14 protein-coding genes are annotated in these 13,583 nt (G+C 64.8%); 10 read left to right on the top strand and 4 right to left on the bottom strand.

Going from position 1 to position 13,583, the window contains the following annotated elements:
• Positions 1–28: 28 nt before the first annotated feature.
• Positions 29–2,122, top strand: a complete 2,094-nt coding sequence (locus FZI91_RS04705; protein WP_375234398.1) for a M13 family metallopeptidase — start codon at positions 29–31, stop codon at positions 2,120–2,122.
• 30 nt (positions 2,123–2,152) lie between these two features.
• Here the strand turns inward: FZI91_RS04705 and FZI91_RS04700 are convergent, their stop codons facing one another.
• On the bottom strand, positions 2,153–2,524 hold the full coding sequence (locus tag FZI91_RS04700; protein WP_155937511.1) for a nitroreductase family deazaflavin-dependent oxidoreductase: 372 nt from the start codon (positions 2,522–2,524) through the stop codon (positions 2,153–2,155).
• Between the two features lie 21 nt (positions 2,525–2,545).
• On the opposite strand from FZI91_RS04700, the gene FZI91_RS04695 reads away from it, so the two are divergent.
• From FZI91_RS04695 to FZI91_RS04660, 8 genes are all read left to right on the top strand, one after another.
• The gene (locus FZI91_RS04695) at positions 2,546–2,935 is read left to right on the top strand and encodes a nitroreductase/quinone reductase family protein (RefSeq protein ID WP_155937510.1); all 390 of its coding nucleotides are present in this window, start codon (positions 2,546–2,548) and stop codon (positions 2,933–2,935) included.
• A gap of 85 nt (positions 2,936–3,020) precedes the next feature.
• Positions 3,021–4,325, top strand: coding sequence for a glutamate-1-semialdehyde 2,1-aminomutase (gene hemL, locus FZI91_RS04690; protein ID WP_162526721.1), 1,305 nt, complete (start codon positions 3,021–3,023; stop codon positions 4,323–4,325).
• A gap of 64 nt (positions 4,326–4,389) precedes the next feature.
• Positions 4,390–4,968 carry a histidine phosphatase family protein gene (locus FZI91_RS04685; RefSeq protein ID WP_155937843.1) on the top strand — a complete coding sequence of 193 codons (579 nt, stop codon included), beginning with the start codon at positions 4,390–4,392 and terminating at the stop codon, positions 4,966–4,968.
• A 3-nt stretch (positions 4,969–4,971) separates the two neighbouring features.
• Entirely contained in the window at positions 4,972–5,595 is a 624-nt protein-coding gene (locus FZI91_RS04680; protein ID WP_162526699.1) for a TlpA disulfide reductase family protein, read from the top strand.
• Positions 5,592–6,377, top strand: a complete 786-nt coding sequence (locus tag FZI91_RS04675) for a cytochrome c biogenesis CcdA family protein (RefSeq protein WP_162526700.1) — start codon at positions 5,592–5,594, stop codon at positions 6,375–6,377. The genes FZI91_RS04680 and FZI91_RS04675 overlap by 4 nt, the downstream gene beginning before the upstream one ends.
• A complete protein-coding gene (locus tag FZI91_RS04670; protein ID WP_155937508.1) occupies positions 6,377–7,996 on the top strand; it encodes a cytochrome c biogenesis protein ResB in 1,620 nt (539 codons plus the stop codon). Before FZI91_RS04675 ends, FZI91_RS04670 begins: the two co-directional genes overlap by 1 nt.
• Complete coding sequence (gene ccsB, locus FZI91_RS04665) at positions 7,993–8,952, top strand: c-type cytochrome biogenesis protein CcsB (protein WP_155937507.1); 960 nt, start codon at positions 7,993–7,995, stop codon at positions 8,950–8,952. Before FZI91_RS04670 ends, ccsB begins: the two co-directional genes overlap by 4 nt.
• A 180-nt stretch (positions 8,953–9,132) precedes the next feature.
• Entirely contained in the window at positions 9,133–10,533 is a 1,401-nt protein-coding gene (locus FZI91_RS04660) for a MinD/ParA family protein (protein ID WP_162526722.1), read from the top strand.
• 17 nt (positions 10,534–10,550) lie between these two features.
• Here the strand turns inward: FZI91_RS04660 and FZI91_RS04655 are convergent, their stop codons facing one another.
• Positions 10,551–10,715: a hypothetical protein gene (locus FZI91_RS04655; RefSeq protein WP_166548227.1), complete on the bottom strand. Its 165-nt coding sequence runs from the start codon at positions 10,713–10,715 to the stop codon at positions 10,551–10,553.
• Positions 10,716–10,792: 77 nt separating this feature from the next.
• Here FZI91_RS04655 and FZI91_RS04650 point away from each other — a divergent pair, with 77 nt between their 5' ends.
• Positions 10,793–11,131 carry a DUF4229 domain-containing protein gene (locus tag FZI91_RS04650; protein WP_162526701.1) on the top strand — a complete coding sequence of 113 codons (339 nt, stop codon included), beginning with the start codon at positions 10,793–10,795 and terminating at the stop codon, positions 11,129–11,131.
• Between the two features lie 17 nt (positions 11,132–11,148).
• On the opposite strand, the gene FZI91_RS04645 is transcribed toward FZI91_RS04650, so the two are convergent.
• On the bottom strand, positions 11,149–12,312 hold the full coding sequence (locus tag FZI91_RS04645) for a hypothetical protein (RefSeq protein ID WP_162526723.1): 1,164 nt from the start codon (positions 12,310–12,312) through the stop codon (positions 11,149–11,151).
• A 4-nt stretch (positions 12,313–12,316) separates the two neighbouring features.
• A complete protein-coding gene (locus FZI91_RS04640; RefSeq protein ID WP_155937505.1) occupies positions 12,317–13,573 on the bottom strand; it encodes a sulfotransferase in 1,257 nt (418 codons plus the stop codon).
• Positions 13,574–13,583: the final 10 nt, after the last annotated feature.

Raw genomic sequence — 13,583 nt, 5'->3', positions numbered from 1 at the left:
CGGCCAGGCGCTCGACGTGACGGCTTTGATGGGCAAAATGGGGGGCATGCGTGTGAGTCGAACCGCCGGTGTGGCGGCGTTAGTGCTGGCCATGTCCATTTCTGGGTGTACCCGGGAGCAGCCGACCGCTCCGGTGACGGCGGATACGCCCATCCCGACGTTCGACAACGCCCAGCTGAGCATGCGCTTTGCGGCGTGCGCCGACCTCAACGGGTTTGTGAACGCCAAGTGGATTGACCAGGCCACCATCCCCGCCGACAAGTCCAGCTACGGCAGCTTCGACATGCTGTCCGACGAATCCCGCAAGATTCAGCACGAGATCGTCGACGGCGCGGTCTCCGGGCTCGGCACCGCCGACCACGAGTCTGTCAACTATCAGGTGGGCGTCCTGTACCGCGCAGCGACCGACGACGCGAAGCTCGACGCCGCCGGATACGACCCCATTCGTCCGACGCTCGCCGCGATCGATCAGATCACCTCGCCCGAGGAGCTTGCCGCGTTCCTGGCCGCCGACGCGGCCACCGGACAGCATCTGGTGTTCGATTTTTCGGCAGGCGCCGACTACGCCAATGCCACCGAGCAGATCGGCTACGCCAAGGCTGACGCGTTGGGCATGCCCGCGAAGGACTACTACACCGATCCGAAGTACGCGACGGTGTTCGACGCCTACCGCGCATACATCGCATCGACATTCGGTCTGATCGGTGCGGACCAGGAGGTCGCCAAGGCCCGGTCGGAGCAGGTGGCCTCCCTCGAGTCTGCGCTGGCCGCCGCGACGCTCAGCCCGGTGCAGCAACGCGATCCGGCCAACCAGTACAAGCTGGTGACCATCGAACAGGCCGACGCGGTGACGCCGCATTTCGAGTGGGGCGCGTATCTGAAGGCGCACGGAGCCCCGGCCACGCGGCCGTTCTCGCTGGCCGAGACCGAGTTCTTCACGACATTCGATCGGCTGCTCGCCACCACCGATCTGGACACCTGGAAGTCGTATCTGACGTTCCATGCGGTGCATCGGTCGGCGGATGCGTTGTCGAAGGTGTTCCGCGACAACACTTTCAAGTACAAGTCGGCACTCACCGGCACCACGGCGCAAAAGCAGCGCTGGGAGCAGGGCCTCGAGACCGTCAACACGTTGATCGGCCCCGCGCTGGGAGAGATATACGTCGAGCGCACGTTCAGCGATAGCGCCAAGCGATCCGCCACCGAGGTGGTGGGCAATGTCAAGGAGGCGCTACGTAAGCGCATCGAGGCCGTCGACTGGATGAGTCCACAGACCAAACTTGCCGCAAAGGGCAAGTGGGACAAGCTGATTCTCAAGGTCGGATTTCCCGACAAGAATCGGGACTACTCGAAGTTGAAGCTGACCGGCGATAACTTCTACATAGACCGCGCCGCGGCGCTGAAGTTCAACCACGACTTCGACATGGGCAAGATCGGACATCCGACGGACCGGTCGCTGTGGGGGATGACGCCGCAGACGGTCAACGCGCAGTACGACCCCACCGAGAACAGCATCACCATTCCCGCGGCGATCCTGCAGGCACCGTTCTACGACGCGAAGGCGGACGCCGCGTTCAACTACGGCGGTATCGGCGCGGTGATCGGTCACGAGTTCACGCACGCCTTCGATGACGAAGGCAGCCAATTCGACGGTGAGGGCAACCGGGTCAACTGGTGGACGCCCAATGATCGCGAGGAGTTCGAGAAGCGGGCTAACCGGCTGGTGGGCCAGTTCAACGCATATGCGCCGATTCCGGGCCGTCCCGACCTGCATGTCGACGGCAAGCTCACGTTGGGGGAGAACATCGCCGACCTCGGCGGCGTCAACACCGCCTACGATGCACTGGTCGCCGAACTGGCCAAGAAGGGCGACGGCGACAAGCCCAACGGCATCGTCGGCTTCAATGCCAAGCAGCGGTTCTTCCTCAACTACGCGAGGATCTGGCGTGACAAGCAGCGACCCGAAGACGCCGTCACGCAACTGGCCAGCGACCCGCATTCCCCGGCCGCATTACGCGTCAACGGTGTGGTGCCTAATGTCGCGCCGTTCGCCGCTGATTTCGGGTGCCTGACGGGTGATTCCATGGTGAACCCGCCCGACAAGTTCGTGAAGATCTGGTAGCGGTTCCCCGTCTGCTCGCGAAAGCGGAACCTAGGCGTAAGTCAGCAGTACGGCTTGATCGAACGGCAGGCGCCCGAACGTGCGGCCCTTCACCAGCGCCGCTGCCTCATCCCGGCTGACGACCCGTGGGTTGACCACATCGTGCGTCTTGCCCCGGCGCACGATCTTCCCGCCGCCGGCGGCCTGCAGATTCTTGAGCCAGTCTCTGTCGGGGCCGTAGGTCAGCAGGATGGCCACCCCGTCGGGAGTTTGGAACGCGGTGACGGGTGTCCGGAACTCCTTGCCGGATTTGCGGCCCTTGTGTTCGACGATGGCGAAGCTGGGTGCCCAGCCTGCCCACAAACGTTGGATCGGATTGGTGACGTACTTGTTGAAGCGTGCGACCGATTGCGGGATCCTCATACGCCTATCAAACTGTGATCCATGGCATACCTCAAGCCCCCATGGTTTGTGCGCAAGATCTTCAACCGGGTGGCCATGGTCACCAACATCGGTGAGACCCTGACGATCACCAAGCGGGTCAGCGGGGAGCCGCAGCAGATCCCGGTGGCCACCGTGGACGTCGATGGCGTCAAGTACCTGGTGTCGACCCGCGGCGAGAGTCAGTGGGTCAAGAACATCAGGGTCAACCCGCAGGTGACGCTCACGGTCAAGGGGACGACGACGGCCTACTTGGCCAGCGAGATTCCGGTAGCCGACCGCGCCCCCATCATCGCCGCCTACAAGCCCAAGGCAGGGAAGGTGGTCGACGGGTATTTCGCCCAGCTGCCCGACGACGCCGATCACCCGACGTTCGCACTGAGACTTGCCTGATCCACTACACCCTGTAGTGGACGATTTGGCGGCGGCTGAGACACTGGACGCCGTGTCTGATGCTCTTCGCGCGAGTGGCTCATCGCTGCCCGACGCGATGCCCAACTCCGCGCGACTGTTCGCCGACGCCAGCGCCGTCATCCCCGGCGGCGTGAATTCGCCGGTACGTGCCTTCGCCGCGGTCGGCGGCACCCCGCCGTTCATCAGATCGGCCTCCGGCTGCTGGCTCACCGATGTCGACGACAACCGGTATGTCGACCTGGTCTGCTCCTGGGGCCCGATGATCCTCGGGCATGCCCACCCGGCGGTGGTCGATGCAATCCGGGAGGCCGCCCCCCGCGGCACCTCTTATGGAGCGCCCACTGCGGGTGAGATCGAGCTGGCGCGCGAGATCATCGATCGCGTGGCGCCGGTCGAACGCGTGCGTCTGGTCAACTCCGGCACCGAAGCCACCATGAGTGCGGTGCGTCTGGCCCGTGGCTTCACCGGGCGACCCAAGATCATCAAGTTCTCCGGGTGCTATCACGGGCACGTGGACGCCCTCCTTGCCGACGCCGGATCGGGCGTCGCCACCCTGGCCCTGCCCGCTTCACCCGGTGTCACCGGCGCCGCGGCTGCCGACACGATTGTGTTGCCATACAACGATATCGGCGCGGTGGCACGGGCATTCGCCGAGCACGGTGACCAGATCGCCGCGGTCATCACCGAGGCCGCCGCCGGCAACATGGGCACCGTCGCACCGCTCCCGGACTTTAATGCCGGGCTGCGCCGCATCGCCGAAAGCCATGGCGCACTGCTCATCATGGATGAGGTGATGACGGGATTCCGGGTCAGTCGCTCCGGCTGGTTCGGGGTCGAACAGGTGCCGGGCGATCTGTACACGTTTGGCAAGGTGATGAGCGGCGGCCTCCCGGCCGCGGCATTCGGCGGTCGCGCCGACATCATGGAGCGTCTGGCACCGCTGGGGCCCGTCTACCAGGCGGGCACGCTATCGGGCAATCCGATCGCGGTCGCCGCCGGGCTCGCCTCGTTGCGGGCGGCGGACGCGAAAGCCTATGAAACCCTTGACCGCAACGCCGACGCGATCATCGGACTGCTCACCGCGTCGCTGGATTCCGAGGGTGTGCCGCATCAGATCAGCCGGGCAGGCAACATGTTCAGCGTCTTCTTCGGTGTCGAGCCGGTGCGCGACTTCCAGAGCGCCAAGGCGACCGAAACATGGCGCTATCCCGCGTTTTTCCATGCGCTGCTGAGTCGAGGCGTGTACCTGCCGGCGAGCGCGTTCGAGACCTGGTTCGTTTCCACCGCCCTCGACGACGAGGCGTTCGACCGTATCGCCGACGCTTTGCCTGCCGCTGCTCGCGCCGCGGCCTCTGTTGAGGAGAGGTAAGAAACCCGTGACTGACGGTCTTCGCGCAAGCGGCTCATCCCAGACCCGGACCATCGTTCACTTGATGCGCCATGGCGAGGTACACAATCCCGAGGGCGTTCTGTACGGCCGGCTGCCGAACTTCCGCTTGTCAGACAAGGGTCAGGCGCAGGCGGCGACGGTAGCGAAATCTTTGGTGGACAACAAGATTGCCGCGGTAATCGCCTCGCCGCTATTGCGCGCTCAGCAAACCGCCACGCCCATCGCGGAAGCCCACGGGCTCACCATCGTCACCGATGACGATCTCATCGAGGCTGGGAACTCCTTCGAGGGGATGAAGGTGTCGGTGGGTGACGGTGCATTGCGCGACCCGCGCAACTGGTGGAAGCTGCGCGACCCGTTCACCCCCTCCTGGGGAGAGCCGTATGGCGATATCGCGCACCGGATGACGGCCGCGATCGACCGTGCGCGTGCCGCTGCCGAGGGGGCCGAGGCGGTGTGTGTGAGCCATCAGTTGCCCGTGTGGACCGCGCGCCAGCATCTGCTCGGCAAGCGACTCTGGCACGACCCGCGCAAGCGCCAGTGCAATGTCGCGTCGCTCACCTCGCTCGTATTCGAGGGGCCCGAGTTGGTCGACGTCGTGTACTCGGAACCGGCGGGGTAGTCAGTGCGACGTGTGGTCGCGGCGATGGCCGCGCTGGTACTGCTGAGCTCTGCCGCATTGACGGGCTGCGCCACCGGTGATGACGCGGTGGCCCGCGGCGGACAGTTTCAGTTCGTCTCGCCCGGCGGCAAGACCGACCTCTTCTACGATCCGCCCGGGGCTCGCCAGACCCCCGGTCCCATCGAGGGCCCCAGTCTCCTCGACCCCACAAAGACCTTGTCGCTGGGCGATTTCGACGGCAAGGTCGTCGTCCTTAACGTCTGGGGACAGTGGTGTGGCCCCTGCCGCTCGGAGTTCTCTGCACTACAAGACGTTTATACGGCGACCCATGCGCAGGGCGTGGAGTTCCTCGGCATCAATGTCCGGGACAACGAGATCACCAAGGCGCAGGATTTCGTGACCGACCGCAAGGTGCCGTACCAGTCGATCTATGACCCGTCGATGCGCACACTCATCGCGTTCGGCAAGAAGTTCCCCACCGGTGCCATCCCCGCCACTCTGGTTCTTGACCGTCAGCACCGAGTCGCGGCGGTGTTCCTGCGTGAGCTGTTGACCCAGGACCTGCTGCCGGTGGTTCAGCGCGTTGCGCAGGAATCGACGAAAGAGCCTGCGGGGGCTGACAAGTGATTCTTGCCGACGCAGGCTCCGCCTTTCAGGACGTGGCGACCAGCGGACCGCTGCTGCTGGCCCTGGGTGCCTGCGCGCTGGCCGGTCTGGTGTCCTTCGCTTCGCCGTGCGTGATCCCGCTGGTGCCCGGCTATCTGTCCTACCTCGCCGCCGCGGTGGGTGCCAATGATCGAGATGAGGACGGCGGCCGTCGGGCGCGGCTGCGGATCGTCGGGTCGGCGTTGTTGTTCGTCGCCGGGTTTACCGCGGTGTTCCTGTTGGGCACCGTCGCCGTCATGGGTATGACAACCACGCTCATTACCAATCAGGTTCTGCTGCAACGCATCGGCGGAGTACTCACGATCGCGATGGGGTTGGTGTTCATCGGCTTGGTGCCGGCCCTGCAGCGCGATATCCGGTTCACGCCGCGCCGCCTCTCGACGGTCGCCGGAGCGCCGCTGCTGGGTGCGGTGTTCGCGCTGGGGTGGACGCCGTGTCTGGGCCCGACGCTGACCGGTGTGGTCGCGGTGGCATCGGCCACCGAGGGCGCCGACGTGGGCCGCGGGATCATGCTGGTGATCGCCTACTGCCTCGGGCTGGGTATCCCGTTCCTGCTGTTGGCCTTCGGGTCGGCGCGCGCCGTGCGCGGCATGGCCTGGCTACGCCGGCACACCCGCACCATCCAGGTCATCGGTGGTATCGCACTGCTGGTGGTCGGGATCGCGCTGGTGACCGGGGTGTGGGCCGATTTCGTTGCCTGGGTGCGCGATTCATTTGTGACTGACGCGAGGTTGCCCATCTAATGACGATCGCGAAGCGTCTCCTTGCTTACTCACGGAACACCTGGCGCGGCCTGACGTCCATGGGCACTGCGCTGGCGCTGCTGGTGCTGCTTGCTCTCGGCGCGATACCTGGCGCGATGCTGCCGCAGCGGGCGCTCAACGAAGGCAAGGTCAACGAGTACCTCGCGGAGCACTCGACCATCGGCCCCTGGCTGGACCGGGTACAGGCCTTCGACGTGTTCTCGAGCTTCTGGTTCACCGCGATCTACGTCCTGCTGTTCATCTCGCTGGTGGGATGCATCATCCCGCGGACCGTGGAGCACGCCAAGGCGCTTCGTGCGCAACCGGTTCCGGTGCCCCGAAACCTCGCGAGGCTACCCAAACACACGGCGAGCACCGTGCGTGCCGCCCAGCCCGACGTCACGGCGGCCATCGAGGGCCACCTCAAGGGCTGGCGCAAGGCGACGCGGCAGCACGGTGAGACAACCGAGATATCGGCAGAAAAGGGTTACCTGCGCGAGTTCGGAAACCTGATCTTCCACCTCTCCCTGGTGGGACTGCTCGTTTCGTTCGCGGTCGGCAAGCTCTTCGGGTACGAGGGCAACGTGATCGTCATCGCCAACAACGGGCCAGGGTTCTGTTCCTCTTCGCCCGCGGCCTTCGACTCGTTCCGAGCCGGCAACACCGTGGACGGCACCAGCCTGGACCCGCTGTGCGTCAAGGTTAAAGACTTCAAGGCGACATATCTCGCATCGGGACAAGCGCATTCATTCGAATCCAACATCGACTACCAAGCCGGCAGCGACCTGCAGTCCAATAGTTGGCGGCCCTACCGGCTGGAGATGAATCACCCGCTGCGCATCAACGGCAACCGGGTGTACCTACTCGGCTACGGATACGCACCCACCTTCACCGTGACCTTCCCGGACGGGCGCCAGCGCAGCGAGACCATCCAGTGGCGTCCCGATGACCCCACGACGCTGCTGTCCTCGGGGGCGATGCGCATCGATCCGCCGGCCGGGACGTATCCAGATCCCAACGTCCGTCGCAAGAACCAGATCGCCATCCAGGGACTGTTCGCACCCACCGAACAGTTACACGGCACGCTGCTGTCGTCGAGCTTCCCGGAGATGCGCAAGCCGGCGGTGGCCATCAACATCTACCGCGGTGATACCGGGCTGGATTCGGGCCGCGCGCAGTCGATCTTCGAGCTCGACCCGAAGATGATCGAACAGAAACGGCTCAACCAGGCGGCACGCGCCAACCTGCTGCCGGGGCAGTCGGTCAAGCTCAACGACGGCACCATCGTCAGGTTCGACGGCGCCGTCAACTTCGTGAATTTGCAGGTGTCCCGCGATCCCGCCCAGCTCTGGGTGCTGATCTTCGCGCTGACGATGATGGCGGGCCTGGTGGTTTCGCTGATCGTCAAACGCCGCCGTGTCTGGGCGCGGCTGTCTCCGGGCACGGTCGCAGGTACGGTAAATGTCGAGCTCGGAGGGTTGGCGCGGACCGACAGCTCCGGCTGGGGCGATGAGTTTGAGCGGTTGTGCGACCGCTGCTTGGAAAGTCTGCCCAGCGGTTTGCCGGTCTTTGCGGAGCGGGCCGAGCAGCAGGCCGGTGAGGAAGGAAGAGCCGAATGAATTCGACCAATATCGACGTGAACCTGGCCAGGTTCTCCGATTACGCCTTCACCTCCGCCATCGTGGTGATGGTGGGCGCGTTGGTGCTGCTGGCCATCGAGTTGGCGTACCGGCAGAGCGACAAGGCCGCCCAGCGCGAGCTCGTCAGCTCCGGTGGTGAGGTGGTGTCCGCCGATGTCAGCCAGCCCGGTCTGGTGGTGCCGCAGGGCAAACGTCCGCTCGGTGAGCGGGTTGGCGGAGCCGGGTTGGCTCTCGTCTACCTGGGCATCGGGCTGCTGCTGGCGTGCATCGTGCTGCGAGGGCTGGCCACCACCCGGGTGCCCTGGGGCAATATGTACGAGTTCATCAACCTCACCTGTGCCTGTGGCCTGGTGACGGCGGGCGTGGTGCTGCGCAAGCGGACCGATCGCGCGTTGTGGGTGTTCGTGTTGATTCCGGTGCTGATCCTGCTCACGGTGTCGGGTCGATACCTCTACACCTATGCCGCCCCGGTGATGCCGGCGCTGCAGTCGTACTGGCTACCCATTCACGTGTCCGTGGTGAGTCTCGGGTCGGGTGTTTTCCTGGTCGCCGGGGTTGCCAGCATCCTGTTCCTGGTCAAGATGTATTTCCCGGACCATGAGTGGGTTCAGCGCCTGCCCGACGCGCAAAGTCTTGACCGGCTGGCGTATCGGACCACCATCTTCGGATTCCCCATCTTCGGGTTCGGCGTGATCTTCGGAGCGATCTGGGCTGAGGAAGCGTGGGGACGGTTCTGGGCATGGGATCCCAAGGAGACGGTCTCATTCGTTGCCTGGGTCGTCTACGCCGCCTACCTGCACGCACGATCCACCGCCGGGTGGCGGGATAAGAAGGCGGCCTGGATCAACGTCGCTGGATTCGTGGCAATGGTGTTCAACCTATTTTTCGTGAACCTGGTGACGGTCGGTCTGCACTCGTACGCTGGGGTCAGCTGAGGGGACTTGTTCCTCGGTATCGGCACATCACACCTGCGATAGGGTGCGATGCTGAGCTTGCAATCCAACCAATGCATTGGGGGATCGATGTCTGACTATCCCGCGCACCGCGCGCCGGACGAGGCGCAAGGTGGCCCCACGGCTCCGCCATGGGCAGCGCAGGAGCCGGCGCGGCCCGTGATGTACGGCCAGGGTGTTCCGCAGCAGCCTCACGAGATGACGCAGCAGTTTCAGGCGGTGCCCTTCCAGGATCCGTTCGCGCCACAGCAGGACATCGCTGGCCTGGGTGGGCATGACCCCTCGGTGCCTTCGCTGAACACGCTTGGCGGCTCGTTCGCGCCGCTGGACTTCACCCCTTCTGGAGGGCAGGAGACACCCGATCCCACCGCGATCGGCGCGGCCGGATCATCCGGCGGCCCGGGCGGCTTTCGGGCGGACAACCGATTTAGCGACGCCAATGAGCAGCCGGCGCAGCCGACGCCGTTCACGGCGGATCGTTGGGGCGGCGACACCCCGGCCTCGGGCATCCCGCAGCAGACACAACAGCCTCCGGTCGGCGGCTCGCGCTACTACACCCCGGTCGGCGGCCAGCAGATGGGTATCGGCGCTCAGGTTCGGCCGGAGCTGCCGCCCTCCTCGCGCGACCTGTCCACGTCGGCTCTGCTGCGCCCGCACAAGCCGTCGCCGTCGGCGGGTTGGCGAAAGACCTTGTACCGTGCGTCGTTCGGGACGGTGAACCTCGGCGAGGGCACCAAGAAGACCGAGGAAAACGATCTTGTCGCGCAGGTCAATCAGCCACTGCAGGGCTGCTACAAGATTGCGCTGCTGAGCCTCAAGGGCGGCGTCGGTAAGACCACCGTTACCGCCACCCTCGGCTCGACCTTCGCCTCGATCCGCGGCGACCGGGTCATCGCGGTCGACGCGAACCCCGACCGCGGCACACTGAGCCAGAAGGTGCCGCTGGAGACGCCGGCGACGGTGCGTCACCTGCTGCGCGACGCCAATTCGATCCAGCGCTACAGCGATGTGCGCAGCTACACCTCGCAGGGCCCGAGCCGCCTGGAGGTGCTCGCGTCGGAAAGCGATCCGGCGGTGTCGGAGGCGTTCAGCGCCGAGGATTACTCGCGCACCCTGGAGATTCTTGAGAAGTTCTACAGCGTGGTGCTGACCGATTGCGGTACCGGCCTCATGCACTCGGCGATGTCGTCGGTGCTGGAGCAGGCCGACACCCTGGTCGTTATCAGCTCCGGGTCGGTGGACGGCGCGCGCAGCGCCTCGGCGACTCTTGACTGGCTTGACGCACATGGACATCGCGAACTGGTGCGCCGCTCCGTTGCGGTCATCAACGCGGTGCGCCCGCGTTCAGGCAAGGTCGACATGCAGAAGGTCGTCGACCACTTCTCGCGTCGGTGCCGTGCGGTGCGTCTGGTGCCGTTCGATCCGCACCTGGAAGAGGGGGCCGAGATCAGTCTGGATCGGCTGCGTCCGCCGACGCGTCGCGCGCTCATCGAGCTGGCGGCCGTAGTGGCACAGGGATTCACCGGGACTCAGCGTCAGCAGCAGCAGACGTTCCAGGGATAGTCAGCCCTGGTGGCGCATCAACGCTCGGAAGACGGATCGTCCCTGCTGATGCGCCACAGGAAGTCGGGGTCGTCGTCGGGGCCGGTGACGCGGGTCTGCGGACGGGCCGGGACCGACTGGCTGATCCGCCATCCGGCGTAGATCAGCGCCGCGAGCACGGCAGCGATGAGCACGTAATACACAAGAGCCTCCTGAACAAACTAACTTCGAATATACGCGCGGCCAAGATCCGTGCCCGGTGCAGCGATAGGGTGATGACGTGGCTGAACGGTCGCCGGGGAGCCGGCTAGTTATCGATATCGCGCTGTACACCCTGGCGCGGCTGGGGCTTGCGGTGGTCCTGACGGTGGTCATCTTCGGGGTGGCTCGGCTCATCGGCTACCAGGACTTCCCACTGGCCATCGCGATTCTGTTCGCGTTGATCATTGCGCTGCCGTTGGGCATGGCCGTGTTCGCGCCGCTGCGCCGCCGGGTGACGGCCAGCATCGCCGTCGTCGATGAGCGGCGCCGTGTCGAGCGCGCCGATCTGCAGGCGCGGCTGCGTGGCGAGAAGCCCGGTGGAGCCGCAGGGTCGGCGACGTCCAACACAGACTCCTAGCCTTCTTCGAGTACACGTCAGCCGAGCATCCGGGCCGCCACGGCCACCTGGCGCCCGGCGATTCGAGAGCGCCACTGCTCTGTCGTCACAACGCTGTCGGAGTAGAACGGCAACGAGTCCTTGACGCGCTCGATGCCCACCACCTCGGCGCGGGGGCCGTCCTCGTCGAGGATCGGGTGGCTGGTTCGCTGCCAACGGAACTTGAGGAACCCGCGGCGATGTCCCACCGTCTCGATCCAGTTGGTGACCCCGGGATTCTGGGCGCTGACGACCAGCCGGATGTTGCCGTCGGGATCCACATGTGACTGATGGGCATTCAGCGATGTCTGGTGATTGATGTAGTCCAGCGAGACGTACCACATGCTGCCCAGCTGGAATCCCTGATAGGGCGCATCGGATTTCGGGATGGTGACGATCAGAGCCTGGTCGGGCTCCAGCTCGAAGTAGCCCACCGAGGAGAATTGGGTGGACAGCCCTCCGGGCGTAATACGAGGCGGCTCAAAGATATTCGCGGGATTATTCATGTAGAACCACTGTGGAAACTGCAGCCACGTCTTCACGCGATTGATCAGATGATGCGCGGCGCCGAGGTAGCGCCCGGCGATGAACTCCTTGGTGATCGGCGGGGCGCCGGCGCCGAGGGTGTCCGCCCTGGTGATAAGCACCCTTCCGCGGTTCTCGGACCAGTCGTTGTAGGCCTCGCGCACGATCAGTTGCGCGGGCCGCGGGGCTATCGGGATGTGCTTGTCGCAGCCCGCGACCGGCGAGCGTCCGATGCTCACCCGGTAACTGCCGTCCTCATTGATCGCCAGGCTGCGATCATCGAAGGCCGTGACACTCTCCGGTATCTCGCGATCGGTGTATCCGCTGTCCAGCAGCTGAAAGTTCAGGTCGACGGTGCTGCCGCGGGTACCGCTGAGCACATAGTCGTGATTTCCGTCGATCTGCGTCGCGAAGTAGAGAAAATCCGGGTTGTCCAGGCCCATCTTTGCGAATGGCCCCGTCCCGCTGAGTAATACAGGGTGTTCGGCACTGAAGTTGAACACCAGGTGCTGCGAGGCCGCGATGCTCCCGGCGAGGTATTCGAGCCCCTCCGCAAGATCGGCTTCCGACTCGATATGAGGTGCGGAGACTACTAGCCGCTCTGCCTCGGCAATGGCATCGGTGAACGGTTGTGTCACTGAATCATTGGCTGTCACGAAGTCCGCCCCTTTCGCGCTCTATCCCGAAGTGGTCGATATAGCGTTGGTACGCGGTGTCCACTTCCGCTGTCGTCAAACCGAACTGCTCAAGGCTGTACTTGTGTTCGCCGTGCTTGTGTTGTCGGTTCTCCCGCAGCGATGCCTGCATGGCGACCATTGCCTCGCCGGACAGCCGGCGGCCCGCCGCGCGGTAGACTCGCTGTGCGACGACGATCGGATTATCAAGCAGTTCAGAGTAATTGACGTCGACGAACGAAGCAGGATGCTCGTCTCGAACGGTGATCGCGCGGTCGATGATCTGAGCGTTCTTGCCGAGCCAGTACCGAGCGAGCCGATGGTGATCCACGTGATCGCTGAAGAGCGCCTGATAGTGCGCAAGCATGCTGGATGACGACGCGGTGGTCTGTGCGGGGTCCCGGTGCGTCCACACCACCACGGCGCCCGGATAGACGCGCAGCAGCACATCCAAGTGCTCCAGGTGTGCCGGTGTCTTGAGCACCCAGCGTCCGCGCGGCTGCTGCCATTGGAGCACCTGCAGGAGCAGGCGATGCAGTTCGTAGGTGGGCAGCATGTCCTGGGCCGCCAACCATTTCGCGTAACCGGGAACGTGAAACATCACCTCAGGCATCTGGCTGTGCAACGCGAAATCGAGGAGAAGGACGTCCTCCTCGGGTGCCTCCGCTTCCACGGAATGGATGGCGAAGAACTGTGGCGCTAGGTACTTCAACGAGCGCTCATCCTTGGCGGCCTTAGCTATTCGAAGGTCTGGTGCGTCGATCGGCTGATCTGGATGGGGCAGCGGCGAGGCACCTTCCCACGAGCTCATGGAACCCGCCGCCGGATCCGCGGCGAGGAGGCGGTGCAGCAGGGTTGTCCCGGTGCGTTGCAGGCCCACGATCACGATCGGCGGTTCGACGGGGAGGTCCTTGATCTCCGGATGCAGTGTGATCAGTTTGTGTAGTCGAAGACGAGTGCTCAACATCCCGGCAAGTCGTACTTGCACCATCTTGCGGCCCAGGAAACTGAGCTGGGCATCGCCCCGCAGTGAGGCGGTCAACACGTCGAGCGCATCGTCGAGGTAGGGGTCGGGAATCCATTCGAGCCCAGTGGCGCGGCAGGCCGCACTGCGCAACCACTGCGAGTCGAGCTTGGGTGCGACACCCATGCCTGCCATGGGGCCACCGGCACGGTTGAGTGCGCGAATCGGCCAGGGTCGGGTGACCGTGAACTCAGTACCCATCTGTGACCCC

This window comes from Mycobacteroides sp. CBMA 271 (assembly GCF_009729205.1).
Classification (GTDB): domain Bacteria; phylum Actinomycetota; class Actinomycetes; order Mycobacteriales; family Mycobacteriaceae; genus Mycobacterium.
The sequence above is the reverse complement of the archived record's forward strand: the minus strand, read 5'-3'. Positions and strand labels throughout refer to the sequence as shown.